The sequence below is a fragment of the Cupriavidus taiwanensis genome, assembly GCF_900250075.1.
GTDB classification, from domain to species: domain Bacteria; phylum Pseudomonadota; class Gammaproteobacteria; order Burkholderiales; family Burkholderiaceae; genus Cupriavidus; species Cupriavidus taiwanensis_C.
Genome location: NZ_LT977070.1, coordinates 1,892,804 through 1,919,325, shown reverse-complemented (window position 1 = coordinate 1,919,325; position 26,522 = coordinate 1,892,804). Strand labels below are relative to the sequence as shown.

Sequence of the window (26,522 nt, the reverse complement as noted above, 5' to 3'; positions counted from 1 at the left end):
TCAGCCCGCGGCCGCGTTGCCCTGAACCACGTGCAATGCCGGCTGGCTCGGCAGGCGCGGCACGAAGCGGTGGCGGTCGATCTCGCCGCCGCGCGCAACCAGGATGGTGCCCTCGGGAATCTCCTCCCACACGCCCTGCACGTCGATCAGCGGCTCCGACAGGACCAGGAAGGCATCGTCGCCCGCGGCAGCGATGCGCGGGTCGTCCGGATAGAGCTCGCGCAACTGCCGGAACGAGGTGCTGTGGAACAGCGAGCGCGAGTTGGTCTCGCTCGAATAGCGCACCGCGACGATCTGCCGGCCGTCGGTCACGCAGACCGTCATGTTGAGCGGGAATTGCACGTCGTGGCGAAGGCCGACATCCTCGATCAGGCCGGCCATCTGCTCCAGCGCGCCGACCGGATCGCGCTCCAGGCCGAAGGTCAGCGCCAGGAAGAACATCACCTCGGAATCGGTCGAGCCCTCGATCCAGCGGAACAGGTGCGGCGCCACCGCCATCATCAGGTCGCGCCGCACCAGCGGATAGTCGCGGATCAGGCCGTTGTGGACGAACAGCCAGCGGCCAAAGCGGAACGGATGGCAGTTGGTTTCCTGCGTCGGCGTGCCGGTGGCGGCGCGCACGTGCGCCACGAACATCGGCGCGCGCACCGCCCTGGCGGTCTCGCGCAGGTTGGTGTCGCTCCACGCCGGATGCAGGCAGCGGTAGCGGAACGGCACCTCGGCATGGCGCCCGTACCAGCCGACGCCAAAGCCGTCGCCGTTGGTGGTGGTATGGCCGAGCCGGGAATTCAGGCTCTGGTCGATCAGCGAGTGTTCCGGCTGGAACAGCACCGTTTCCAATGCAACGGATCTGCCCGAGTACGCCAGCCAGCGGCACATATTGCTCCTCCTTGTCCTTTGCGGGTGCGGCGCGGTGCCCTCCGCCCCACCCATCAGTTGTAGGACGGCGCGGCGCGAACGGCAAAGAAATGGTCTGTCAGGCACCCGCCGGCGCCCGGCCAGCCGGACTCAGGTGAAGCGGTAGGCCAGCGAAATGATGATCGGCCCCAATACCGGCAGCATCACGTTGGCAATGGCATAGGTGATGGTGTAGCCCAGCAGCGGCACCGAACTCTGGCTGGCGGCCAGGATCGCGCTGATCGCCGGGGTGCTGACATGCTGCCCGGCAATCGCGCCGACCAGCAGCGGGCCTTCGATCCTGAGCAGCTTGTGCCCGATCCACAGCGACAGGCACGCGGGAACCAGCGACACCGCCAGCCCGATCAGCGGCAGCACCGCGCCGTGCTCGCGGATCAGCGCGATCGCATCCGGCCCGGCCGACAGCCCGACGCAGGCGACGAACACCGCCAGCCCCAGGTCCTTCAGGATCTGCACCGCTGACGCCGGAAAGGTGCCGAGCGACGGCTTGCGCGACTGGGCCCAGCCGAACACCAGCCCGCTCAGCAGCGCCCCGCCGCCGCTGCCCAGCGAGATGTGCATGCCGCCCAGGCTCAGGCTCAGCGTGCCCACCAGCAGGCCGGCCAGGATGCCGACGCACAGGAACACCAGGTCGGTGACGTCGGAGGCCTTGGCCTCCACCCCGATGCCGGCGATGGCCTCGGACAGGGAAGGCTCCAGGCCGACGATCGTGATCACGTCGCCCAGCTGCAGTGGCGTCGAGCGCGTGATCGGCAGCGACAGGCCCGAGCGCCGCACTTCCAGCACCCAGACCTCGCGCAACCGCCGCGGGCCGGCCAGGCGCGCCAGCTCGCCGAGGGTCTTGCCGTTGACGCGGCGCTTGTTCACCACCACCCGCTTCTCCACCAGCTGGATGGCATCGGTGTGCGCCTCGGGCAGCAGCACTTCCGGGCCGATCAGCGCGGCGGCCTTCAGCAGGTTGCTGCGGATGCCGACCATGGCGAGGATATCGCCGGCCTGCACGGCGTCGTCATCGCCCAGCTCGATGCCGGCCCCGCCGCGCAGAACCTTGACCACCGAGGCCCGGCCGCCGACCTGGTGCTGCAGCTGGTTAACAGTCATGCCGGCGGCCTGGTGCACCGAGTAGGCGCGCCCGATCAGCCGCGGCAGCGCCGGCTGGGTGGCCACGTCGTCGTCGGACGCGGCCTCCATGCGCTCCGCGACCTCGCGCGCGGCCTGGCGCAGGTCGATGCCCAGCAGCGCCGGCGCGATCTGGCTGGTGAAGAACACGATGCTGATCAGCCCGACCAGGTAGGTCAGCGTATACGCGGTGGCGATATTGGCCTCGTAGCGGCCCACCGTGGCGGCATCCAGGCCGAGGTGCTTGAGCGCTTCGGCGGCGGTGCCCACCACCGCCGACTCGGTCGCGGCGCCGGCGGCCAGCCCGGCGGCGGTGCCCGGATCGAAGCCCAGCCAGGCCGCCGCGGCGAGCGCGATCGCCAGCACCACCACCGCCTCCACCACCGGCAGCACCATATAGCGCAGGCTCGAGCGGTTCAGGTTGGCAAAGAACTGCGGCCCGCCGGAATAGCCCATGGCAAAGATGAACAGCGCGAAGGCCATGTCCTTCAGTTCGCCATGCATCTGGCAGCCGGTCTGCCCCATGAACAGCGCGACGATCAGCGTGCCGCACACGCCCCCCAGCTGGATCGGTCCGACCCGCGCCTTGCCGACGAAGTATCCAAGTCCGACGGTGATGAACAGCACCAGCAACGGGTTGGCGGCAAGGAAATCAACGGTACAGGTCATGGGGGCGCGGGTTGGGTTCGTGGGAGCGGCTGGATCAGGGCGGGATCAGGGATTGAGCGGTGGCAGCGCCGGCGCGGCGTGGCGCCGGCGCGGCGGGGCGGGTCTGGCGTGGCGGCCCAGCGCCTGCGCGAGCGGGTTGCCGTCCCAGGCGGACGGGACCGGCACCGCCCCGTAGAGATGGCGCTGCAGGCCGGTGACGGCGCCGGCTAGCGCGGCATCGCCGGCGGCTTCGGCCCAGGCCGCGGGCGTGGTGCCATGCGCTGCGCGGGTCCAGTCGCCCAGCGCCTGGCTGGCGGCGGCCGCATCGCCCGCGCGGCAGGCCCGCAGCGTGGCCGTCAGCCGTGCCTCGGCGCCCCCGGCGCGGGCGCGGCGGCGCTCGGCGCGGCGTTGCCGCAGGCGCGCCAGGCGCGGCCGCAGCCGCCGCCACAGCAGCGCCAGCACGGCGGCGCCGAGCAGCGCGACCGCGCCCCACAGCAGCGTGCGCCACGCCAGGCCGCCCGCGCCCGGCAGCGCGCCGGCCGACGGCCCGCCCGGCGCCAGCGCCCCGGCGTTGCGCGCGGCGGCCACCTCGACCTTCACCGCCGGCGCTTCGGAACTGGCCGGCCGGCGCGTGGCGGGATCGACCCAGTCCACTGTGACCGCGGGCAGCGTATAGGTGCCGGGTCGCTCGAACACGTAGGTCAGCGTATCGATGCGCGTGCCGCCCGGCTCCGGCGCCGCCTGGGCCTGCTCGCCTTGGGCCTGGTCGGACAGCCGCGCGTCCGCGCGGAACATGCGCACGCCGCGCGGCGACGCGGCATGCGGCGGCACGATCATCATCGCCTGCGTCTGCGGCGCAAAGGTGGTGACGGTGCGCACCAGCGCATCGCCCGCATGCAGCCGGACCACGCCGTGGTCGGGGTTGTGGTCCAGCGTCTGCGTCACGCTGAGCCGCGCCACCGGCAGCAAGCGCCGGCCGGCTGTGGCCTCCGCCGTCGCGGTGCCGGTGCCGCCCGTGCCGACCCGGATCGTGGTGAGCGGCAAGGTGACGCTGCCCTCGCGCGGCGCGCCGTCATCGCCGGCGTAGGTCACGCGGATGGTCGCGGCCGGCAGCCGGAACTCGCCCTCCTGCTCGGCGGTGAAGGCGTAGGTCTTGCGAATGCCCGCATAGGCCACGCCGTCGATGGTCTCGGTGGAATTCACGGCGCGCGCATCGGGCAAGGTGACCACCGCGCCCGGCACCGCAAGCGGCGGGAACTCGGGTGCCGCCAGGAAATAGTTGGGCGCGAGGATGGTGACGTCGATGCCCACCTGCTGGCCCGCCAGCACCGGCTGGCGCGCGCCCACGTCGACACGCACGATGGGCCCGGCCGGTCCGGCAGCAGCCCGCGCCAGCCAGGGCCACAGCCACGCCGCCAGCAGCAGCACCAGCAGCGCGGCGCGCCGCAGCCACGCGCGAGGCGGGATGGCGTGGCGCCTCATCGCGCGCCCTGCGCCGGCGCCGCCGGTCCGTGCTGCAGCGCGAACTTGCGCTGCAGCAGGTCGGTCGGCGTGGTCTGGATCGCGCGCATCCACATCTCGGCGTCCTGCGTCAGCACCACCTGCAGCGACTTGCCGCCCGGTGCCGACGGCTTCGCGGCGTCGTACTTGACCTGGTCCGGCGGCAGGTCGGGTGGTTCTTCGCCGTCGTCGGGGTCCGGCTTTTCCTTCGGCAGCTGCTGCGCCAGCAGCTTCTCCATCAGCGCCAGGTTGGCGCTTGCCTCTGGCCACTGCGGCTGGCGCTTCAGCGCCTGGCGGTAGCGCGCGGCGGCCTGCCGGTACTGGCCCTGCCGCGCCAGGGCATTGCCCTGGTTGTAGTCGGCCTGCGCCGAATCGACCCGCGCGAAGCTCTGCACCGCCTGCGCGTACTGGCCGGCGCGATACTGGGCGATGCCACGCCACATCGGATCGTCGAACAGCGTCGCGGCGCGCGCAAAGTCGCCCTGCTCGAAGGCGCGCCGGCCTTGTTGGTCGTGGGTCAGCCACAGGTCGACGAAGCGCCATGGGCGTACCCCACTGGCTTGCGTGGCTGGCGCGGATGACTGCGCCTGCGCCTCGGGCGGCGCGGCAAGCGCCAGCGCCAGCGCCAACAGCAGGCCCGCGCTCCAGCGCACGGTCCAGCCCTTGCGGAACCATAGCATCGCCAGCAGCGCGAGCGGCGGCACCAGCCACCAGCCTTCATCCTTCCAGCGGGTGCGGTCGCCGGCCTGCATCTGTTCGAGATGCGACTGCACGTGGCGCTGCACCCAGGCCACGTCGTCGTCGCTGTCCGGCGTGAAGGTCGCCACCGGCACGCCGCTGTCATTGCCGAAGCGCTCCAGCGCTTTCACATCGAGCCGCGCAAACACCCGCGCGCCGTCCTGCTCGACAAAGCCGCCCCCGGCATCGCGCAAGGGCCCGCCCTGCGCGGTGCCCAGCGCCAGCACCACCGGCTGGCTGCGGCCGCTGCCGGCCTGCGCGCGGAACGCCGCCGCGGCGGCCGGGTCGACGCCGTCGGTCAGGAACAGGATGGTGCCCGGCACCGGCTCACGCTTCAGGTCGGCGTCGATCACGCGCAGCGCCTGCGCCATGTCGCGTCCGGGCACCGGCATGATGCGGGTCTGCAGCGCATCGGCGAAGGTCTGCAGCAGGCTGGCGTCGTCGGTCAGCGGCAACACCAGGTGGGTCGAGCCGGCATAGGCGTAGATGGCGGTGCGGCCGCCGTCGCGGCGCGCCAGCAGCGCCTTGACCTTGAGCTTGGCGCGCTCCAGCCGCGTGGGCGTGACGTCGACCGCGTCCATGCTCGGCGACAGGTCCACGGCGATCGCCAGCGGCGCCTTGTCGTCGAGGAACGGCGGGCGTTCCTGGCGCCAGCTCGGGCCCGCCAGCGCCACCGCGCCCAGCGCCAGCAGCAGCGCGGTCAGGTGCACCGGGCGCAGCGCCAGGCGCCGGCGTTCGCCGAGCATCAGCGCGTCGAGCAGGTGCGGCGCGATGGTGTCGCGCCAGCGCCGCCGCACGTCGCCGCGGCGCCGCACCGCCCACACCAGCAGCGCGGCCGGCAGCAGCCCCAGCAGCCACCACGGGCGCAGGAAATGGAAGTGGGCGAGCGGCTCGAGCCAGGCCGGCATCAGCGCCCGCTCCCGGCGGCATCCGCCATCGCGCCCAGCGGGTCCACCGCTTCCGTCGCTTCCGTCGCTTCCACCACGCCGGCTCGGGCCGGCCTGGGCCGCGCGACCCACGCCGAATAGCCGAACATCAGCAGCTGGTACGCCAGCACCAGCGCCAGCGCCGCGCCCAGCGGCCACATGAACAGCTCGCGCCGCGGCCGCCAGGACAACGTCTTCTGGTCATGCGGCGTGATCCGGTCGAGGGTCGCGTAGATGCTCTCCAGGCTGGCCTGGTCGGCGCCGAAGAAATAGCGCCCGCCGGTCTGCGCCGCCAGCCGCTGCAGCACGTCGAGATCGACCTTCTCTTCGCCCGCGGCGTTGGGGTCGCCGATGCCGATGGTATGCACCACCACCTTGCGTTCGCGCGCGATGCCGCCGGCGCGCTCGGGCGGCATCCGGCTGGCGGTGTCGTTGCCGTCGGTCAGCACGATCATCACGCGCTCCGGCGCTTCGCTGTGCCCGAACAGCTTGATGCCGAGGCCGATGGCATCGCCCAGCGCCGTGCTCGGTCCGGCCATGCCGGGCAGCAGGTCGGCCAGCAGCGCCTGCACCAGCTGGTGGTCCAGCGTAAACGGCGCCAGCGGGTACGGCGCATCGCCGAACACGACCAGGCCGATGCGGTCGCCCGGACGCCGCGCCACGAAATTGCCGACCACCTGCCGCACCGCCTGCACGCGCGGGATCAGCGCGCCGGACGGATCGCGGAAGTCGCGCGTGTCCATCGACTGCGACAGGTCCAGCGCCAGCAGCAGGTCGCGCGCGGGCTGCACCTTCTGCACCGGCGCCTCGAGGTACTGCGGCCGCGCCAGCGCCGTCACCACCAGCACCCACGCCAGCGGCGCCAGCACCCATTGCAGCCGGTTGCGGCGCGGCACCACGGCGCCGGCCGCCGGCGTCAGCCCGGCGGCACTGGCGACCTCGCCAAAGAACGGCAGCCGCACCGACGGGCTTTCCTCGCGGTATGGCGGCAGCCACCACCACAGCAGCAAGGGCAGCGGCAGCAGCGCGAACAGCCAGGGATATTCAAACTGGTACATGGTGTTCCGCAATCCAGCGCCGGCATGCCGCGGCCACGGCGCGCACCTCGGCGTCGGGCCATTGCGCAAGCGCGGCGTCGCCACGGTACTCGGCGTCTTGCACCAGGGCCGCCAGCTGCGGCGCGACATCCTCGGCCCGACCCGCATGCGCCCGCAGGAATTCGGCCCAGCCGCCGCCGGCCAGGCTGGCCACCTGCGCGCGCGGCCACGCCGCCAGCGCAGTGCGCTTGAGCAGCGCCGCCATCGCGCGCAAGGCCGCGGCGCGGTGTGCGGGGTCCGGGTCCTGCGGCAGCGCCGCCAGTTCCGCCAGCGCCTCGCGCCGGTAGCGGTTGGCGCGGTAGCGCCGCCAGCCGCGCCACCCGGCCCAGGCCAGCGCCAGCAGCAGCACGCCGCCGGCGATCGGCCAGCCGATGGTCTGCGGCATCCACGATGGCGGCGGCGGCACGGCGAGGTCGGCCAGCGTGGCCAGGGTGGCCGGGGCGGCGCTGTGGGTGAGGCTCATCGCGCCGCCCCCGCGCGCTGCCGCACCGGTGCCTGCTGCAGCGGCCGGCCCAGCAGCCGGCGCAATTGCGGCGCGGTCTCCTCGGCGGCGGACAGCGGCAGCAGCGGCACGCCCATGGCATGGTGCCAGTCCAGCAGTGCCCTGGCGCGGGAATCGGCAAACTCGGCGATGCCGCGCCGCGTGGCGGCGTGGCCGAAGCCCAACTCGACCTGCAGCTCGCCGTCGCTGACCACCAGCTGTCCCGAGCCCGGCAGCGCGCCCAGGAAAGGGTCGTGGACCAGGATGGTCAGCACATCGTTGTGCGTCGCCAGCGCCAGCATCAGGTCGCGGGTGCGGGTGTCATGGCCGTCGAAGTCGCTGACCACGATCACCAGGCAGTCGTGGCGCGCCATGCGCGCGGCGCGCTCCAGCGCCGCGTTGAGCTGCCCGGCGGCGCGGCGGGCCGGCGCGTCGGCGCGCAGGGCCTGGTTGAAGCGAGCGATGCCGCCCAGCAGCTGCTGCACCGCGTCGCGGCTGCGGCGCGGCGCGAACGCTTCGATGCGCTCGTCGCCCAGCACCACGCCGCCGACGCGGTCGCCTTCGGCGAGCACGCGCCACGCGGCCAGCGCAGCTGCTTCGGCTGCGCTGACCGATTTCATCGCGCGCCGGCTGCCGAAGAACATGTTGATGCGCTGGTCCACCACCAGCAGCACCGGCCGGTCCTTTTCCTCGGTGTAGACGCGCACATGGGGCTTGCCGGTGCGCGCGGTCACGCGCCAGTCCATGCTGCGGATATCGTCGCCGGGCAGGTAGAGGCGCAATTCCTCGAAGGTCAGCCCGCGCCCGCGCACGCGCGAGGCATGGCGCCCGGCCAGCACGCTGTGCACCGGCTGGCGCGGCAGGAAATGGAAGTCGCGCGCGGCCACCTCGAGCCGGGCCAGCGCCGCGGCATCCACGCTGACACCGGCCAGCGCCTGTGAAGACGGCGCATGCGCCGCCGCCGGGGCGGCGCGGGCGATGGCGCGGAATGGCAGGCGCATGAAAGGCGGCCCTCGCGCTGGTTCAGGCCACCGCCACTTGCTGCACCAGGCGCTCGATCACGGCATCGGCGCCGACGCCGGCGGCATGCGCCTCGTACGACAGGATCAGCCGGTGGCGGAACACATCGCCGACCACGGCCTGCACGTCTTCGGGCGTGACGAAGTCGCGCCCGTGCAGCCACGCATGCGCGCGCGCCACCTTGTCCAGCCCGATCGAGCCGCGCGGGCTCACGCCCACCTGGATCCACTTGTCGAGATCGTCGTCGACAAGCTTGGGCGCGCGCGTGGCCTGCACCAGCGCGACGATGTAGCGCTCCACCGCCTCGCTGACATGAATGCCATGGATGGCCGCACGCGCGGCGAAGATGGCCTCGGGCGCGAGCCGCACCGGAGCGCTCGCGCCAGCCGCCGCGCCGCCCGCCTCTTCCGCGCGCGCCAGCCTGACGATGTCGGCCTCGGCCTGCGCTTCGGGATAGCCCACGCTGACATGCATCAGGAAGCGGTCCATCTGCGCCTCGGGCAGCGGGTAGGTGCCCTCCTGTTCGATCGGGTTCTGCGTCGCCATCACCAGGAACAGCGGCTCGAGCTTGTGGGTGGTGCCGCCGACGGTGACCTGGCGCTCTTCCATCGCCTCCAGCAGCGCCGCCTGGACCTTGGCCGGCGAGCGGTTGACCTCGTCGGCCAGCACCAGGTTGGCGAATACCGGGCCGGCCTGGAAGCGGAACTCGCCCTTGCCGCCTTCGGTGAAGTAGATTTCCGAGCCGGTGATGTCCGCCGGCAGCAGGTCCGGCGTGAACTGGATCCGCGACAGCCGCGCATCGAGGTTGCGCGCCAGCATCTTGATGGCGCGCGTCTTGGCCAGCCCCGGCAGGCCTTCGACCAACAGGTGGCCGTCCGCCAGCAGGCCCAGCAGCAGGCGCTCGATCATGCGCTGCTGGCCCACGATCGATTCGCCCATGCGCTGCTGCAGGGCCAGGACGTCGTCGCGTGTGCTCATGGGGCGTTCCTTGGGGTGTTCTCGGGTGCGGCCGGGGCGCGGCGGGCCTGCCCGCCGACAAACCATGCGTAGTAGGGATTGTCGGGATCGGCGCGCATGGCCTGCGTGATATGGCTGGCCCACGCCTCGCGGTCGCCGCGGTAGGCGTCGAGGCCGGCGCGGTAGAACGTGTGCAGGATCTCGCGCTCGTGGCGCAGCTCGCGCCAGAAGGCATCGTCGGCGCCCGCCAGCGGCGGTTCGCTTTGCAGCGACAGCAGCCTGGACAACGATTCCGGGAAGGCGTCGGGGCGGACCCAGCCGGCATACTCGATGCGCGGGCGGTCGTCGGTCACGGCCGGCGCATCGGCCGCATACCAGTCCAGCCCGGCGCGGTCGGTGACCCAGGTGGCCAGCAGTGCCGCCGCCGAGCGCACCCCCACCGCCTGCAGCGCCGCGGCGACATCCGGCTGCGCAAAGCGCGCGCGGACCTGCGCCACATCCAGCGCCAGCGGCGACATCGACCCGACCAGCAGCATCTCGTGCAGCTCGGTGGTCCACAGCGTGGCGTGCGGGAACACATCGAGGAAGCTGCGCACCAGCATGCGCGTATCGGCGTCGTTCTGCGTCGGCAGCGGCAGCCACTGCGCCACCAGGCCGCCGGGCTGCAGCCGCGTGGCCGCGAGCCGGTAGAAGTCGGTCGAATACAGGTTGGCCACGCCGGCAGCCGACGGCGGCGGCGGCTCCAGCGTAACCAGGTCGTACTGCTGCGGGCTCTGCAGCAGTTCGCGCCGGCCGTCGCGCAGGCGGATCTCCACGCGCGGGTCGGTGGCGACGCCGAAATTGCCCTTGAAGCTGGGCACCGCGCGCGCGACCGGCGGCAGCAGCTCCGCCACCACGCGCCGCTCCAGCCCCGGCCACGCCAGCGTCGCGCCCGCCGTGATGCCGGTGCCGAGCCCGATCACCAGCGCCGACTTCGGCGCGCCGTTGTGCACGATCAACGGCAGCAGCGCCTGCAGCCGCATATAGCGCTGCGAGGTCATGGCATCGCCGGAATTGGAAACGCCCTGGATATAGAGGCGCCGGAAGCGGTTGGTGGCGGAGCTCTGCTCGACCACCGCCACGGTGGCGCCGCGCCCTTCCTCGTAGAACACCAGTTCGCCGCCACGCGCCCGCGCCAGCAGCGTGGCGAGGCGGTCCGGCGGCGCCAGCGCGGCGGCGATCACCGCCAGCACGCCCAGCATCGGCACCGCCCAGCGCGCCGCCGGCCGCACCCCGCTGCCCAGCGCCACCGCCACCACGCCGACCACCGCCGCCGCGACCGCCAGCAGCGACAGCGTACGCACCAGCCCCAGGTACGGCACCAGCACGAAGCCGGCCAGCGCGGTGCCGGCGATGCCGCCGAGCGTGTTGAGGGCGATCACGCTGCCCACGCCCGCGCCGATGCGCCGGCTGTCGACACTGACGCGCAGCACGAACGGGAACGCCGCGCCCAGCAGCAGCGTCGGCACGAACACCACCGTCAGCGCCGCCAGCGCAAAGCGTGCGCAGGCCGCCAGCAGCGGGCTCGCGGTCAGGCCCTGGACCCACGCCGACAGGCTGCCCTGCGCGCGCAGCAGCCATTCGCCCAGCAGCACGAACTCGAGCAAGGCCACCAGCCCGGCCGCCGCCACCAGCAGGCCGAAGGCGCCCCACGGGTCGCGCGCGCGGTCGGCATGGCGCGCGGCCAGCGCGCTGCCGATGGCGAGCCCGGCCAGGTAGGTGGCCAGCACCACGGTGAAGGCGAAGGTGCGCGTGCTGAGGAACTGCACGATGGCCTGCGACCAGACCACCTCATAGCCCAGCGCGATGCCGCCCGCGGCGGCATACAGCAGCAGCGCGAGCCGGCCGTTGGCGACATCGCCGGCGGCAGCGGCGGGTTGCGCCGCGTGGGCGCTGGCGGGAGCGCAGGGACTCGTAGCCCGCCGCGCCAGCAGCCAGGCACACAGCGCCGCGACGCCGTTGAGCATGCCCGCCGCGATGGCGCTGCCGAGGATGCCAAGCCCGGGCACCAGCACAAAGCCAGCCAGCAGCGTGCCGGCGATGGCGCCGGCGGTGTTGGCGGCGTAGAGCCGGCCACCGTGCGTGCCAACGCGGCCCGGGCGCGAGCCCAGCACGCGCATCAGCACCGGCAGCGTGCCGCCCATCGCGGCCGCCGGCAGGATCACCAGCACGAACGGCAACGCCCACGCCAGCAGGCCCACCCGGCTTTCCAGCCAGGCAAACGGCGCGGCGGCCTGCGCCAGGGCCAGCGTCGCGCCGACGCCCAGCACCAGCACCGCGATCTCCAGCCAGGCATACAGCCTGAGCGGATCGCCATGGCGGTCGGCGCTGCGGCCGAAGACCCAGCCGCCCAGTGCCAGGCCGCCGAAGAACGCGCTCACGGCGGTGGTGACGGCGTGTACCTCGACACCCACCACCAGCGCGAGCTGCCTGATCCACAGCACCTGGAACACCAGCCCCGCGGTGCCCGAGGCAAAAAGCAGCAGGGCAGGCACCAGCGCGGCGTCATGCCACGCCTGCCCGTCCTGCCCCGCCTGCGCGGCGGCCCGGGCGCCCTGCCCGTTGGTGGCCGTCGCATACCGCACCTTATCCTTGCCGGAGCCTGCGCCGGCGCGCGCTTCTACCATGGTGCGATCCCTGTGGAATGGGCCAGCCGGCCTTTGCAGTGGAAGCCGGCTGGCCGGTCACGCCGGAGGCTACTTGCCGCCGGCCGCGCCCCTGTCGATCGACGACATCACCGCCTCGGTCATCTGGTCGATGGTGAAGCTCGCCGGGCGCTGGCTGGGCGGGTAGTCCTTGAACGACTGGAGGAACGGTGCCACCCGCGACGACGCATAACTGATCATGTAGGCGTTCTTCGCGGTCCAGTCGTAGTACTGGTCGGAAACCGTATCGGCCCGCTCATAGGGGTCCATGCGCAGGTTGAATGCCTTGGGCACGCGCAGGCAGGTGAACGGGTTGGCCCAGACCTGGAAGCCGCCCGGCTGGCGCTGCTCGCAGAACACGAACTTCCAGTCGTTGTGGCGCATCGCCACCAGCTGCCCGTCATCGTTGAAGTAGAAGAAGTCCTGGCGCGGCCCGGTGTTGGTCTGCCCGGTCAGGTATGGCAGGAAGTTGTAGCCGTCCAGATGCACCTTGAACGATTTGCCACCGATGCTGGTGCCCTTGAGCAGCCGGTCCTTGATATCGGCATCGCCGGCCGCGGCCAGCAGCGTCGGGAACCAGTCGAGCCCGGAAATCATCGTGGTGGACACCGTGTTGGGCTTGATCCGGCCCGGCCAGCGAATGATCGCCGGCACCCGGAACGCGCCTTCCCAGTTGGTGTCCTTCTCGCTTCGGAACGGCGTGGTCGCGGCATCCGGCCAGCTGAACTGGTTGGGGCCGTTGTCGGTGCTGTAGATGACGATGGTGTTGTCGGCGATCTTCAGGTCGTCGAGCGCCTTGAGCAGCTTGCCGACGTGGCCGTCGTGCTCGATCATGCCGTCGGCGTACTCGTTGCCGGGCATGCCGCTCTGCCCGCGCATCGACTCGCGCACGTGGGTGAACACGTGCATGCGGGTGGTGTTCATCCACACGAAGAACGGCTTGTCGGCCTTCACCTGCTTGTCCATGAAGCCGATCGCCGCCGTCGTGGTCTCGTCGTCGATGGTCTCCATGCGCTTGCGGTTCAGCGGCCCGGTGTCCTGGACCTTGCCGTCGGCGAACGAGTGGATCACGCCGCGCGGCGCGTTGGCCTTGACCCAGGCCTCGTCGTTTTTCGGGTAGTACGGGCGCTCCGGTTCCTCTTCCGCGTTCAGGTGATAGAGGTTGCCGAAGAACTCGTCGAAGCCGTGCGCGGTGGGCAGGTACTCGTTGCGGTCGCCCAGGTGGTTCTTGCCGAACTGGCCGGTGGCATAGCCCAGCGGCTTGAGCGCCTGCGCAATGGTCACGTTCTGCGCCTGCAGCCCGACCGGCGCGCCCGGAATGCCGACCTTCAGCAGGCCCGTGCGCAGCCCCACTTCACCGGTGATGAAGGTGGAGCGGCCGGCGGTGCAGCTGTTCTCGCCGTAGTAGTCGGTGAACAGCATGCCCTCCTGGGCAATGCGGTCGATGTTCGGGGTGCGGTAACCCACCACGCCATGGCTGTAGGCACTGATGTTGGTCTGGCCGATGTCGTCGCCAAAGATCACCAGGATGTTGGGCTTCTTGCCGGAGGCGGCCGGTGCCGCCAGCGCGGGCGCGGAGGCCGCGGCAACCGGGGCGCTGGTCGCCACCGGCGGATTCTCGCGGGCCGGTACCGGTGCGGCCGCGCCCGGTGCCGGCGTGGCGGCAGGCGCCTGCGCCGCCGGCTGCTGCGCCTTGGGCGGGGTCTCCTTCTTGTCGCAGCCGGTCACGGCGACCACCACGGCGGCCACGGCCAGCATCGCCAGCCTGGAACTCCGCCCTCTGACTATGCGTTCTTCAACTCTGTGCATGTCCCGCCTCCGTTCATTGACCCGTTACGGTCGGTTTGCTGCTGGTTTGCTGCTGATACGTGTGGTCATGGCTTGCCGGCCGGATAGACCTGCTGCCAGTCCCGCTTCATGCTGACCACCGTCCAGCCCCTGGCGCGGGCCGCGTCCAGGGCCTTGTCGAGCTTGCCCACCTTGGACTGGCGGTCATAGGCGAACTCGCGCTCGGCATCGTCGTGATGCACCAGCACGGCCAGGCGCGGGCCGTCGCCGCCCGTGGCGTACTCCAGCATCTGCAGGTCGCCGTCGGAGTTGCCCACGGCAAGGATGGGCCGGCGGCCGATATGGCGGTAGATGCCGACCGGCTTGCCCGGCCCGTCATCGATGAAGTCCAGCTTGGGGTCGCGCACCAGCACAGGCTTGCCGTCGCGCACCTGGTAGCGCACCGCCTGCGAGGAGCCGATCACCTGTTCGGGCGGGACGCCGTAGATGGCCTGGCTCCACGGCCGCATGAAGTCGATGGTGCCGCCCGAGACGATGTAGGTCTTGAAGCCGTTGGCACGCAGGTAGGACAGCAGTTCCAGCTGCGGCTGGTACACCAGTTCGGTGTAAGGCCGGTTGAACTTGGGGTGCCGCGCTTTTGCCAGCCAGTCGCGGATGGTGCGGTCGTATTGGTCCACGGTCATGCCGCTGTTGGCCTCGGCGATCAGGCCAAGCAACTGCTTTTCGTTGCGCATCAGGCCCTGCATGTCATTGGCCATCAGCGCCCTGAACGCGGGGTTGTTGCGCCATTCCGGGTGCTGCGGCGCTGCCGCCCGCACCTGGTCGAGCAGGAAGAAGAACTGGAAGTACAGCGGCTGCTCGCTCCACAGCGTGCCGTCGTTGTCGAACACGGCCACGCGTTCCTCGGGCGGCACGAAGCCGGGCGAGCCGGGCCGCGTCACGTCGGCGACGAATTTCAGCAGCGCCTGGCGGGCCGCACCGTCGCGCCACGACGGCAGCGCCGCTGCCGCAGCCTGCACCGACGGCGCGGCCGCATCCTGCGCCGCCGGCGCGGTGGCGGAGGTCGAGCAGCCGACCAGCGCCAGGCCGGCCAGCGCCAGCGCGGCGATGGCCTTGCGCGTGTGGCTGACAAGGATTGCGGGAGGCGCTGCCATGGTCATGTTGCTCGCTCCTGTAGCGTGTTGCCCTGCTGGAAAGAAACCTGGTTCGCGCGCGGCGTTAGCGCGCTGCCGGGTGGGCCGGCCCGGCCATCGCCACCGGCGGCCGCCGCTGCATTTCGGCCCAGCGGCTTTCGTCCATCACCAGGCGGAAGCCGAGGTGCGACATGCTGTTGAAGGGATCGGTGCCGCGCCGTGCGCTGGGGCGGTAGCTCAGGCAGAAGTCCTCGTTGCACAGGAACGAGCCGCCGCGCGTGACGCGCTTGGGCGCGTTGACCGGCACCCCCGGTTCGGACGGATCCCACGATGCCAGCGGGCCCACCGGGTTTTCGATCGGCTGCGCCTTGCCGGCCTCGCGCCGGAACTGGTCGGCGCGGTACCAGTCCGCGACCCACTGCCAGGCATTGCCGGTCATGTCGGCAAGGCCGTAGCCATTGGGCGGAAAGGTGCCGACCGGGCTGGTGCCCAGCGCCCCGCCGGCCTTGGGACTGACCACGGGGAACGGCTGGTTCTGCTGTCCCTGCCAGACATTGGCCATCTGCCTGCCGTCGGGGGCAAACTGCTCGCCCCAGGCATAGGTCGCCTGCTCGAGCCCGCCGCGCGCGGCGAACTCCCATTCCGCCTCGGTCGGCAGCCGCTTGCCGGCCCACTTGGCATAGGCCTGTGCGTCTTCGTACGAAACCTGCACCACCGGGTGGTTGTCCTTGCCCTCGATCGAGCTGCCAGGGCCGGTCGGATGGCGCCAGTCGGCGCCGGGCACATAGCGCCACCAGCGCGAATAGTCCTGCAGCGGCACCGGGCGCGGCGTGCCGACGAAGACCATGCCGCCCGCGACCATGGCGCTGTCGGGCGGGCGCGGCGTGCCGGGCGGCAGCTGCACGCGCAGGGTTTCCCAGTCGGGCGCGCGCTCGGCGGTGGTGACATAACCGGTGGCTTCGACGAACTTGCGGAATTGCGCGTTGGTGACGTGGTGCTGGTCCATCCAGAACCCATGCACGCGCACCTTGTGCGCCGGCTTTTCATTGGGCTGCGCCATCTTGCTGTCGCTGCCCATCAGGAAGTCGCCTCCCGGCACGCGCACCATGCCGGCGGGACCCGTCTTGCCATCGCCGACGACAATTGCCGGCGCGGCCGGGATCCGTCCCTTCAGATACCAGTAGCTGCCGCCAAGGCCGGCCGCGAGTCCGACGCCGAGCAGGCCCGCCAGCAGCCACGCCCGCCTGCCGCCGCTCCGTGCGGCCGCCAGGGCCGCGGGGCCTGCACCGGGATTGCCGCTATCACGTGGTCCGCTCATTCCTATTGTCTCTGTATGCAAAACACTGCGCCGATCAGCGAAAACAATGATCTCAGATGGGTTCGGCAATCAGAAGTCAGCTTTTTATGATTTCAGGCAGCAGTGAATTAAGTTTTTTTCTCATTCCGCTGTCGCCTCAGCGCCAGGCGCTGCCGACCTGGATATAGAACGCGTTCTGGCCCTTGCTGTGCGCCACATCGAGGCCGATCGACACCCCCAGCTTGCGCGCGATCATGTAGCGAAAGCCCGCGCCGACGCTGTAGATGGCCGAGGCATCGGAAAAATCGTGCCAGCGCCCATAGGCCTTGCCGACGCCGGTAAAGCCCAGCAGCGACCAGCGCGGGGTCACGTCCCAGCGCAATTCCATTTCCGCCGCGAGCGCATTGCGGTCCTGGTAGCGACCCTTCTGCACCCCGCGCAGGTCGACGTAGGGCTGCGCGTAGAACGGGACCTCGCCGCTGGAAAAGCGCGTATCGGCGCGCAGGCCGAGGATCACGGTGCGCGCCAGCGGCAGCCAGGTAAAGCCGCGCGCGTTGTACATGTTGAACGACTGGGTACTGCCGAAGCCGCCGCGCGCGAACTGCGCCTCGAGTTCGGCATAGCTGCCGCGGCTGGGGTAGAACATGTTGTCGCGCGAGTCATAGTCGACCACCAGGCCGGCCTTGCCGATGCGCTGGGTCTGGTCGAAGCTGCCGAACTCGCCGGCATCGCCAAACCTGAAGGTCGCGGTCGAATCGAAATACACATAGCGCGGGCCCGCGTACCAGCGGGTGTCGGCGATGCGCACCAGCAGCTGCTGCACCAGGAACACCCCGCGCAGCGCATAGGCACGCGGCTGGTTGCGCAAGCCGTAGTAGTCGAGGTTGGCGTCGACCTTGGCCAGCGCGCCGAGATAGCGATAGCGGTCGCCGTCCCAGGTATGGAAATGCGCGACGCCGGCGCCCCAGGTTCCATTCTCGGTATACGCGCCGCCGATGCCGGTGATGTTGGGCGGCGCCGGGCCCTTGCCGCTGGCCCTGGCACTGGCGGCCGCGTCGGCCATCGATTGCGAGAAGAACATCAGCCCGAGGCCCGCGCCATAACCGACCGCCGGCTCGGTGATGATGGTTGGCACGGGCAGCGCGCCGCTGTGGTTGAGCAGGAAGTCGCTCAGGTCCAGCGCGCCGTCGTCCGGGTCGAAGAACGACAGCGGCTTCTTTGCTCCAGCCACGTCGGCCTGCGCCCATGCGCCGCCGCAGCAGCACACGGCCAGTGCGCCCATCAGCGCGGCAAGGCGTTTTGTCATGGCGGGATGAATCATCGGCAAGCATCATCGCCGGGCGGCTTCGGCCTTGTGAAGTAAAACTTTGCGATGCCGTGATGAAAGTTTTAACGTGCTTTTCTTGCGAGCTTTCGCGCCAACAGTGACGCGGGGGTTTGCTGCTAGTATGCAATGTCAAAAAACCGGCGCGGACGCCGACCGCATGCCCTGCCCGGTCTGTCCGACCTGTTGATGCCCATGCCAAAGACCTTCGCACGACGGCTTGCCTTGACTGCCCCGCTGCTGCTGGCCTGCGTCGGCGCCCACGCCACCGAAGGCGCGCTCGGGCGCCCCGTGACCGGCACCAGCGTGCTTCCCAACGCGGGAGTGGTGTCGCCCGAACCGGCGCTGATCGTCAATGTCGGCGAGATCTACCTCGACGGCTCGATCGGCGGCAGCCGCACCGTGCCGGTTGCGGGCAAGGCTTCGGCCGGCATCGACGGCAAGATCGCCTTCACCCTGGCGACCGTGATGAAAGTGTGGGACACCGACACCGGCGCCTGGAACTTCGCCTCCAGCTTTACGCTCCCGTATGTGTGGACCAAAGTCGCGGCCAACCTTGCCGTCGGCGGCCGCAGCCTCGGCACCCAGGACACCGCCTCGAACCTGTTCGACATCTCGTTCGCGCCGGTCATCGCGGGCTACCATTTTTCCAAGACCGAACACGTGGCGCTGAGCCTGAACGTGTGGGCGCCGACCGGCAAGTACGACCCCAACGCCCTGGCCAATCCCAGTCTCAACAACTGGACCTTCATCCCGCAGGTGGCCTACACCCGGCTGTTCCCCGAACACGGGCTCGAGTTCGATGCCGTCGCCGGCATCCAGTTCTACACCCGCAACCACGCCACCGATTACCAGAACGCACCGCTGTTCACGCTCGACACGATGCTGCTCAAGCGCTTTGCCAACGGCGCCGGCGTCGGCCTGATCGCCGGCACCACGCAGCAGCTGGGCGACGACAGCGGCCCGCTGGCCGACCGCCTGAACGGCTTCCGCGGCCATGACTGGGCGGTAGGTCCGATCGTCACCTACGACACCAAGATCGGCGCCAGGAGCCTGCTGTCGCTCGGCCTTCGCTGGGTGCCCACGGTGGCCAGCAAGAACCGGCTGAAGAGCACCAACACCTTCATGGGCACGGCGACACTGGTGTTTTGATGGCATCACGCGCCAACTTGAAATACCCACGAGCCAGCGTCCGCGTTGATCAAGCGCAAGCTCCATTTCCTTTCCTGCCTGCAAACTGGCGCCCATGACGACGTTGCCCTCTTCTTCCCCCGCTTCCACCGCCGCCCCCGCTTCCCCTGACACCAGCCAGCCCTCCCCCGCGGAGCCCCCACGCCGCCGCGCGCTGGTGCCGCGCGGCCGCTTCGCCTTTGTCACCGGCATCGTCAGCTGGACCCTGCTGATCGCCAGCACGCTGTTCTGGTGCGCGCTGCTATTTCCGCTGGCGCTGCTGAAGCTGGCCCTGCCGTTCACCGCCGTCAGGCGGCGCATCGACCCGCTGCTCAATGGCATCGCCACCGCCTGGATCTCGGGCAACACCGGCTGGTTCGCGTGGATCCAGCGCGAGCCCTGGGACGTCCGGGGCAACGAGGGCCTGCGCTATGCCGACTGGTACCTGGTCAACTGCAACCACCAGTCGTGGGCCGACATCTTCGTGCTGCAGCGGGCGCTGAACCGGCGCATCCCGCTGCTGAAGTTTTTCCTGAAGCAGCAGCTGATCTATGTGCCGGTGATCGGCCTGGCCTGGTGGGCGCTGGACTTTCCGTTCATGAAGCGCCACGGCAAGGCCGAGCTGCGGCGCAATCCGGCCTTGCGGCGCCAGGACCAGGAGACCGCCCGGCGCGCCTGCGCCAAGTTTTCGCTGGTGCCGACCAGCGTGATGGTGTTTGCGGAAGGCACGCGTTTTACCGCGGCCAAGCACGCCGCGCAGGCTTCCCCCTACCGCCACCTGCTCAAGCCCAAGGCCGGCGGGCTGGCGGTGGCGCTGAACGCGATGGGCGACAAGTTCCGCTCGCTGATCGATGTCACCATCGTCTACCCGCAAGGCGCGCCCGGCTTCTGGGACCTCGCCTGCGGTCGCGCCGGCCCGGTGCTGGTGCGGATGCGCCAGCTGCCGGTGCCGCCGTCCTTCTGCCACGCAGACTACGGCAGCGACAAGGCCTTCCGCACCGAATTCCACCACTGGCTGGCAAGCCAGTGGGAGGCCAAGGATGCGGAGATCGAGGCGCTGACGCCGCCGCGCGAGGGCTGAGCCGCGGCTAGCCGGGCAGCCGCTCGATGGCGCGCTTGCCCTGCGCCACCGCCGCCGTCAGCGAAGGGCTGCCGGCGTTGTCGCTGTTGGCGATGCTGATGTTGCCGACGCCGGCCAGGCCCGGCCACGCCGCGTCGGGCGCCACGTTCTCGCCGGCCAGGCTGTCGGGCATGTAGCTGTAGCCATGCGCCCAGCGATTGACGGTAATGCCGCGGATGACATCCTTCGAAGCAAAGCCCTGGTGCCCCAGCATGCGGTCTAGCTGCGCGCGGATGTCGCGCTCCATCGCATCGAACGGCGTGCCCAGCAGCAAGGCGCGGCCGGCGCGGAAGCGGTCGCGCGCGGGCATGCCGCTGTCGGGCACGGTCGGCACATGGAGCATGTGCAGCACCGCCGGATCGGACGGTTCCCGGCCCGCGGGCGGCTCCAGCCAGAGATCGGTGTAGGGCATGGCGGGCGCATGGATGCGGCGGGTGCGCAGCGCGGCAAACGCCTGCCAGTGATCCAGTGCCACCTTGGTATAGACCAGCGGCGCCTTGGCCTCGTTGTGCAGCGTGGCCTTCTGCTGCGCCGGCAGCGACGGCAGCAGATACGGGATCATCATGTTGTAGCCGGCCAGCACCACGTGGCGCGCCTCGACCCGATGCAGGTTGCCGCTGAAGCCATAGGTGACGCGCGTGATCGGGCCGTCGGGCTCGACCGCGATCGCGGTGCTGTTCAGGCGCAGCCGCACCGGTTGCCCGTCGCGGTCCAGGTGGCCGTAATCGAACGCGGCCGACACCACCTGCGCCGGCGCGGCAATGCGGGCCACGTCCGGGATCAGGCTCTGCACCAGCAGCCGCGCCAGCGAGGCATTGCCATCGGCAAACCACAGCCGCGAGGCGGGCGACTTGCCCAGCCGCGCGTTGCCCGCCGGCGCCGGCATGTTGGCGCCGGCGGGCAGGCCGATGGCGATGGCGTCGGCCACCGAAATCCCGTCGGCATCGAGCGCGTAGGCATCGAGGCTGCGGCTGCGCAGGAAGCGCTGCCCGGCCAGGCCGATGCCGGCCTTGTCGCGCAGGAAGGCGGCGTAGCGCATGGTGCGCAGCGCCGCGCTGCGTTCTGCGCCCGCCAGCGCCGGCAGGTAATCGGTGGTGCCGGCGACCAGCCGCGCCAGTGCGGCGCGGTCCGCGACGGGCAAGGGCGCGCTGTCGAGGAAGCGCGACAAGGCCGCAGGATCGGGGCCGCCAGACGGGCCGCCCGCGCGCGCGCCGCTGCGCGCGTCGATCGCTTCGCCGAAGGGGTCGCCTGCCACCCACTGGTCGCGGCCGAAGTGCTCGGCGTCGAAGAACACCGCGCGGCCCATGCCGAGCGCGGCATACGGGTCAGCGGCCGCGGGCGGCTGCGCGGCATCGAGCCCCAGCCCGGCCAGCAACTCGCGCACCGCGGCATCGCCGGCCGCGCTTGCCGGCATCTCGGCGCTGCCGCCATAGGTCACCAGCCGCTTGCCGCGCACCGTGAACTCGTTGCGCTTGGCGTGGCCGCCGAAATCGTCGTGGTTGTCGAGGATCAGGATGCGGCGGTTGGCGCCGAAGCGGCGGCGGTAGAACCACGCCGCCGCCAGGCCGCTGAGGCCGCCGCCCACCACCACCAGGTCGAAGGCTTCGCGCGCCAGCACCGCGGGATACTTCGCGCCTTCGCGCGCCAGGCTGTGGGCCAGCGTGTAGGTGCCGGCATGGTTGCCGCGCAGGCCGGTCAGCGCCGGCGGGTAGGCAGCGGACGGCGCGCCCGCGCGCGGCTGCGCGTGCAGCAGCTGCGCCGGCGCCAGCCCCGCGGCAATCGCCAGCGCGGTGCCATTGAGGAAGTCTCTTCGGGTGATCGTCATCGGCGGCTCATGGTTGGGCGTCGGCCTGGCGCTGCGCGGCCAGGGCCCGGCGCCGCGCGGCCACGTCGGCCTCCGCCACCGGCGCGGCGCGGTTGCCCCAGCTGCCGCGGATAAAGGTCAGCACGTTGGCCAGCTCCTGGTCGTCCAGGGTCCAGCCATAGCCGGGCATGTGGTAGTCCGACGGCGCGGTGGCCACCCGTGCGGTCACGGCGCCGTCGAGCAGCAGGTTGACCAGCGAGGCCGGATCGGGATCCGCCACGGTCGGGTTGCCGGCCAGCGGCGGGAACACGCGGGCGAAGCCCTTGCCGTCGGCACCATGGCACGGCATGCAGAACACCGCGTACTGGCGCGCGCCGGGCAGGTCGAAGCGGCCCTGCCGCAGCTGCTGCGCGGTGGCGGGATCGGGCCGGAACGGCTTGTCTTCGCCGCGCGCGCCGGGCAGCGACTTGAGATAGGCGGCAACCGCGTCGAGATCGGCCGGGCTCATGTACTGGGTGGCGGTGGAGACCACGGTCGACATCGGTCCGAACGAGGTCGCGTGCGCATTGCGCCCGGTGCGCAGGAACTCGGCGATGTCCGCGCGCGACCAGGCGCCCAGTCCGGTGAGCTGGTCGCCGGTCAGGTTGGTGGCCGACCAGCCCTCGACGCTGGCGCCGGACAGGAAATGCCGGCTGCGCTCGTCCAGGCCCTTCTCGGCGAACAGCGTGCCGCGCGGCGTATGGCAGGCGCCGCAGTGCGCCACCGCCTGCACCAGGTACGCGCCGCGGTTCCAGGCGGCATCGCGCGCCGGGTCGTTGCGCACCGGATCGTCATCGAGAAACAGCACATTCCACACCGCCAGCAGGCCGCGCATGCCGAACGGCCAGCGCATCTGCGGCGCGGGATTGCGCTGCGCCACCGGCGCCACCTCGGCGCGCAGGTAGGCGTACAGGGCCGCCACGTCGTCGCTGCGCAGGCGCGCGTACGACGGGTAGGGCATCGCCGGATACAGGCGTTTGCCGTCGCGCGCGACGCCGTGGCGCACGGCGCGGTCGAACTCGGCCAGCGTGTAGGCGCCGATGCCGCTGGCGGCATCGGGCGTGATATTGGTCGAATACAGCGTGCCGACCGCGGTGCGGATCGGCAGCCCGCCGGCAAAGGGCTTGCCGCCGGTGCTGGTATGGCAGGCGGCGCAGTTGGCGATGCGTGCCAGGTAGCGGCCGCGTTCGACCTGCTGCGCGTCGCCGGCGGCCTGCGCCAGGCCCGCGGGCAGCAGTACGGCCAGCGCCAGCCCGGCCAGCTGACGCAACGCGCGGGAGAAAGCGAGGCCAGGCCCGTGAAAAGAAAAGCGCATGGATGCAGTCAGCTCATGCCGCCGACACAGCCCAGTTGGCCGCCAGCACCAGGCAGGCCACCAGTCCGGCGGCGACGGCCACGCCGGTCACGATCAGCGGCACCGGGCGCAGGTTGTCCAGGTCGCGCTGGTGCTCGCTGCCCTGGCGCAGGCCGAAGAAGCCCCACAGCACGGTCCGCAACAGCCTCAACGGGTTCATGGCATCTCCTGGCACAACGGCAACGGGTATCGGGACGAGAGGCCGATTATGGCCCGTCGCCGCCAGCCATACCAGCATCAGATAACTGGAAAATTTACGTATCAGTTGGCTGCGTCCGGGCGATAATCCCCTGACCGCCGCCGCCCTGCTCCCCACCATGAAACGGTACGAAGCCCTGGCCGAAACCCTGGCCGCCGATATCCGCAACGGCAGCCTGCCGCCGGGCACGCGCCTGCCGTCGATCCGCAAGACCGTGGCCCAGTACGGCGTCAGCCCGTCGACCGCGTTCCAGGCCTATTACCGGCTGGAAGAGCGCGGGCTGGTGCGGGCGCGCGAGCGCTCCGGCTACTACGTGGCGGGGCCGGCGCGGCGCGAGCTGCCGCAGCCGCAGGCGCGCCCGTCGCGGCAGGTGTCGACGCAGGTGGACATCTCCAAGCTGGTGTTCGCCGTGCTCGAAGGCGCGCGCGACCGCGAGCTGGTGCAGTTCGGCTCTGCGTTTCCGTCGCCCGAGCTGTTCCCGTGGGAGCGGCTGGGCAAGTCGCTGGCGCGCGCCGGCCGTGCGCTCGACCCGTGGTACTCGGTCAACGACCTGCCGCCCGGCAATGCCGCGCTGCGCCGCCAGATCGCGCTGCGCTACCTGGGCGCTGGCGCGCCGCAGCCGGCCGAAGACCTGGTGGTAACCAACGGCGCGCTCGAGGCGCTGAACCTGTGCCTGATGGCGGTGACGCAGCCGGGCGACGTGGTCGCGATCGAGTCGCCTGGCTTCTACGCCTCGCTGCAGGCGCTGGAGCGGCTGCGGCTCAAGGCCGTCGAGATTCCGGTCGATCCCGCCGAAGGCATTGACCTGGGCGCGCTCGACACCGCGCTGTCGCGCCATCCGGTCAAGGCGTGCTGGTTCATGACGCAGTTCCAGAATCCGCTCGGCGCCAGCATGTCGGAGGACAAGAAGAAGGCGCTGGTGGCCTTGCTCGCGCGCCACCAGGTACCGCTGATCGAGGACGACGTCTATGGCGAGCTCTACTTCGGCAACCGCTGCCCGCTGCCGGCCAAGGCCTTCGATACGCACGGGCTGGTGATGCATTGCAGCTCGTTCTCCAAGACCCTGGCACCGGGCTTCCGCATCGGCTGGGTCGCGCCGGGCCGCTTTGGCGAGGCAATCCAGCGGCTCAAGCTGATGACCACGCTGTCGGCCGGCGTGCCCGCGCAGGTGGCGCTGGCCGAATACCTGCAGCATGGCGGCTACGACAAGCACCTGCGCAAGCTGCGCCACGTGCTGGAGATGCAGCAGGGCCGCATGATCGACGCGATCGGCCAGCATTTCCCGGAAGAGGTCCGGGTGTCGCGGCCGGAGGGCGGGTATTTCCTGTGGGTGGAGTTTGCCGCGGGGTTCGATGCGCTGGCCTTGCACCACGCCGCGCTGGAAGCCGGCATCGGCATCGCGCCGGGGCCGATCTTCTCGGCCCGGCAAGGCTACCGCAACTGCATCCGGCTCAATTACGGGCATCTGTGGAACGACCAGGCCGATGCCGCCGTGGCCACGCTGGGGCGGCTCATCGCGCAGCAGCAGGCGGCCTAGCGCGCATCCCGCTGCCGGCGCAGCGCCCACTCCAGCGCCTCGAACCCGGCCTGCACCAGCAGCGCCAGCACCGCGGCCGGGATCGCGCCGGCGAGCAGCAACGTGGTGTCGTTCAGCGCCAGCCCGGTGGCGATGCGCTCGCCGAAACCGCCGGCGCCGACGAACGCTGCAATGGTGGCCGTGCCCACGCTGATGATGGCCGCGGTCTTGACGCCGGCCAGCAGCACCGGCAACGCCAGCGGCAGCTCCACATAGCGCAGCACCTGCGCGCCGCGCAGCCCCAGCGCGCGCGCCGCGTCACGCATGCCCTGCGGCACCTGCTCCAGCCCGGTGGCGGTATTGCGCACGATCGGCAGCAGCGCATAGAGAAACAGCGCCACCATGGCCGGCCATACGCCGATGCGGCCCAGCAGCGGGATCAGCATTGCCAGCAGCGCCAGCGACGGCACCGTCTGCAGCACGCTGACCGCGCCCAGCACCGCATGGCCGGTGCGCCGGCGCCGCGCCGCCAGCATCCCCAGCGGCACGCCCACCAGCGTCGCGGCGCCGACCGCGCCCGCCACCAGCCCGACATGGCGCCGCGCCAGGCGCGCGGTGTCGGGGCCGAACAGCGCGGCCAGCAGCCGGCTGCGCTGGGGGTCAGCAGCATGCGCTGCCTGCGCTCCGCCACCGTCCAGGAAGGCGCGCGCGATCGCGGCAAACGGCTGGCCATCGAGCTCCGCCGCCGCGTTCATGGCGATCATGTCGTCGGCGCTGACGCGTCCGGCCAGGTGTTGCAGCGCCTGCCAGGCCTGCGGAAAGCGCTGCGGCACGTCGAGCCGGTAGACCACCACGGCGTCGTAGCGGGGAAAGTAATGCCGGTCGTCCGCCAGCACGCGCAGCCGGTACTTGCGGATCTTGGCGTCGGTGGAATAGATGTCGATGGCATCGACCTGCCCTGCCGCCAGGGCCTCGTAGGCAACGCCGTGGTCCAGCCCGAGCGGGCGTTGCGGCAAGCCATAGCGGCTGGCCAGCCCGGGCCAGCCGTCGGCGCGGCCGAGGAACTCGTGCGACAGCCCGAGCCTGAGCCCGGGCTGCGCCGCAAGATCGCTCAAGCGCTGCAACGACCCGGCGCGGGCGTCGGACACGGCCAGCGCATAAGTGTTCTCGAATCCCAGTGGAATCCCCGCGCCCAGCCCCATCGGCGCCAGCGCGCGCCGGATCTGGTCGAGCCCGGCGCCGGGCGGCAGCTTGAGGATTTCGGCGGCCAGCGTGCCGGTGTAGTCGGCGTAGAGATCGATGCTGCCGGCCTTCAGCGCTGCGAACACGATCGCGGTATTGCCCAGGCCGGCCTGGTGCTGCGCAGTGCCGGGCGGCCCCGCGGCCTGGCTCAGCAGTTCGCCAAGGATGTAGGACTCGGTAAAGCGCTTGGAACCGACGCGCAGCGGATCCGCCGCATAGGCCGGCAGGCTTGCGCCAAGTGCGGCCGCCAGCATCCATGCCAGGGCCAGGCCCAGCCCTTGCCGCACGGGCCATGCCCTGCCGCCTGCCTGACTTCCACGAATCCCGGCCAACACGTCCGTCCCGATATGGCGCCGGTGTGCGCCCGGCATCGCTACATCATAGGCGGCGCATGAACTTATCCCGAAATAGTATTTGCAATCTGCATGTTGAAGGCGTCAGAATCCAG

The 26,522-nt window shown here is 71.0% G+C and carries 20 protein-coding genes; 3 read left to right on the top strand and 17 right to left on the bottom strand.

Going from position 1 to position 26,522, the window contains the following annotated elements:
* From CBM2588_RS08910 to CBM2588_RS08850, 13 genes are all read right to left on the bottom strand, one after another.
* Window positions 1–879 (bottom strand): class II glutamine amidotransferase, encoded by an 879-nt coding sequence (locus CBM2588_RS08910; protein WP_115680231.1) that lies wholly within the window; start codon window positions 877–879, stop codon window positions 1–3.
* 129 nt (window positions 880–1,008) lie between these two features.
* On the bottom strand, window positions 1,009–2,706 hold the full coding sequence (aspT, locus tag CBM2588_RS08905) for an aspartate-alanine antiporter (RefSeq protein ID WP_115680230.1): 1,698 nt from the start codon (window positions 2,704–2,706) through the stop codon (window positions 1,009–1,011).
* A 45-nt stretch (window positions 2,707–2,751) separates the two neighbouring features.
* Entirely contained in the window at window positions 2,752–4,167 is a 1,416-nt protein-coding gene (locus CBM2588_RS08900; RefSeq protein WP_115680229.1) for a BatD family protein, read from the bottom strand.
* Window positions 4,164–5,831 (bottom strand): VWA domain-containing protein, encoded by a 1,668-nt coding sequence (locus CBM2588_RS08895; RefSeq protein ID WP_115680228.1) that lies wholly within the window; start codon window positions 5,829–5,831, stop codon window positions 4,164–4,166. The genes CBM2588_RS08900 and CBM2588_RS08895 overlap by 4 nt, the downstream gene beginning before the upstream one ends.
* On the bottom strand, window positions 5,831–6,907 hold the full coding sequence (locus CBM2588_RS08890) for a VWA domain-containing protein (protein WP_115680227.1): 1,077 nt from the start codon (window positions 6,905–6,907) through the stop codon (window positions 5,831–5,833). The genes CBM2588_RS08895 and CBM2588_RS08890 overlap by 1 nt, the downstream gene beginning before the upstream one ends.
* Window positions 6,894–7,409: a DUF4381 domain-containing protein gene (locus tag CBM2588_RS08885; protein WP_115680226.1), complete on the bottom strand. Its 516-nt coding sequence runs from the start codon at window positions 7,407–7,409 to the stop codon at window positions 6,894–6,896. Before CBM2588_RS08885 ends, CBM2588_RS08890 begins: the two co-directional genes overlap by 14 nt.
* On the bottom strand, window positions 7,406–8,428 hold the full coding sequence (locus CBM2588_RS08880) for a DUF58 domain-containing protein (protein WP_115680225.1): 1,023 nt from the start codon (window positions 8,426–8,428) through the stop codon (window positions 7,406–7,408). The genes CBM2588_RS08885 and CBM2588_RS08880 overlap by 4 nt, the downstream gene beginning before the upstream one ends.
* Window positions 8,429–8,450: 22 nt before the next feature.
* Window positions 8,451–9,425, bottom strand: a complete 975-nt coding sequence (locus CBM2588_RS08875; RefSeq protein WP_115680224.1) for an AAA family ATPase — start codon at window positions 9,423–9,425, stop codon at window positions 8,451–8,453.
* A complete protein-coding gene (locus CBM2588_RS08870) occupies window positions 9,422–12,070 on the bottom strand; it encodes a fused MFS/spermidine synthase (protein WP_115680223.1) in 2,649 nt (882 codons plus the stop codon). Before CBM2588_RS08870 ends, CBM2588_RS08875 begins: the two co-directional genes overlap by 4 nt.
* A gap of 69 nt (window positions 12,071–12,139) precedes the next feature.
* Window positions 12,140–13,897: an arylsulfatase gene (locus tag CBM2588_RS08865; protein ID WP_115680222.1), complete on the bottom strand. Its 1,758-nt coding sequence runs from the start codon at window positions 13,895–13,897 to the stop codon at window positions 12,140–12,142.
* A 65-nt stretch (window positions 13,898–13,962) separates the two neighbouring features.
* Entirely contained in the window at window positions 13,963–15,036 is a 1,074-nt protein-coding gene (locus CBM2588_RS08860) for an HAD family hydrolase (RefSeq protein ID WP_115680221.1), read from the bottom strand.
* A gap of 58 nt (window positions 15,037–15,094) precedes the next feature.
* Window positions 15,095–16,327: a formylglycine-generating enzyme family protein gene (locus CBM2588_RS08855; RefSeq protein ID WP_115680220.1), complete on the bottom strand. Its 1,233-nt coding sequence runs from the start codon at window positions 16,325–16,327 to the stop codon at window positions 15,095–15,097.
* Between the two features lie 136 nt (window positions 16,328–16,463).
* Complete coding sequence (locus tag CBM2588_RS08850; RefSeq protein WP_115680219.1) at window positions 16,464–17,612, bottom strand: BamA/TamA family outer membrane protein; 1,149 nt, start codon at window positions 17,610–17,612, stop codon at window positions 16,464–16,466.
* A gap of 213 nt (window positions 17,613–17,825) precedes the next feature.
* On the opposite strand from CBM2588_RS08850, the gene CBM2588_RS08845 reads away from it, so the two are divergent.
* Window positions 17,826–18,782 (top strand): SphA family protein, encoded by a 957-nt coding sequence (locus CBM2588_RS08845; RefSeq protein ID WP_115681443.1) that lies wholly within the window; start codon window positions 17,826–17,828, stop codon window positions 18,780–18,782.
* Window positions 18,783–18,876: 94 nt separating this feature from the next.
* Complete coding sequence (locus tag CBM2588_RS08840; protein WP_439897429.1) at window positions 18,877–19,881, top strand: acyltransferase; 1,005 nt, start codon at window positions 18,877–18,879, stop codon at window positions 19,879–19,881.
* Window positions 19,882–19,888: 7 nt separating this feature from the next.
* On the opposite strand, the gene CBM2588_RS08835 is transcribed toward CBM2588_RS08840, so the two are convergent.
* From CBM2588_RS08835 to CBM2588_RS08825, 3 genes are read right to left on the bottom strand one after another with little or no spacing between them, the layout of a single operon-like run.
* Window positions 19,889–21,745: an NAD(P)-binding protein gene (locus tag CBM2588_RS08835; protein ID WP_115680217.1), complete on the bottom strand. Its 1,857-nt coding sequence runs from the start codon at window positions 21,743–21,745 to the stop codon at window positions 19,889–19,891.
* A 7-nt stretch (window positions 21,746–21,752) separates the two neighbouring features.
* Window positions 21,753–23,078 (bottom strand): cytochrome c, encoded by a 1,326-nt coding sequence (locus tag CBM2588_RS08830; RefSeq protein ID WP_115680216.1) that lies wholly within the window; start codon window positions 23,076–23,078, stop codon window positions 21,753–21,755.
* Window positions 23,079–23,091: 13 nt separating this feature from the next.
* On the bottom strand, window positions 23,092–23,277 hold the full coding sequence (locus tag CBM2588_RS08825; protein ID WP_012352788.1) for a DUF2970 domain-containing protein: 186 nt from the start codon (window positions 23,275–23,277) through the stop codon (window positions 23,092–23,094).
* Between the two features lie 157 nt (window positions 23,278–23,434).
* Here CBM2588_RS08825 and CBM2588_RS08820 point away from each other — a divergent pair, with 157 nt between their 5' ends.
* Window positions 23,435–24,853 carry a PLP-dependent aminotransferase family protein gene (locus CBM2588_RS08820; RefSeq protein ID WP_115680215.1) on the top strand — a complete coding sequence of 473 codons (1,419 nt, stop codon included), beginning with the start codon at window positions 23,435–23,437 and terminating at the stop codon, window positions 24,851–24,853.
* Here CBM2588_RS08820 and CBM2588_RS08815 read toward each other — a convergent pair.
* Entirely contained in the window at window positions 24,850–26,328 is a 1,479-nt protein-coding gene (locus tag CBM2588_RS08815; RefSeq protein ID WP_115681442.1) for a glycine betaine ABC transporter substrate-binding protein, read from the bottom strand. The two genes, CBM2588_RS08820 and CBM2588_RS08815, sit on opposite strands and share 4 nt — an antisense overlap.
* Window positions 26,329–26,522: the final 194 nt, after the last annotated feature.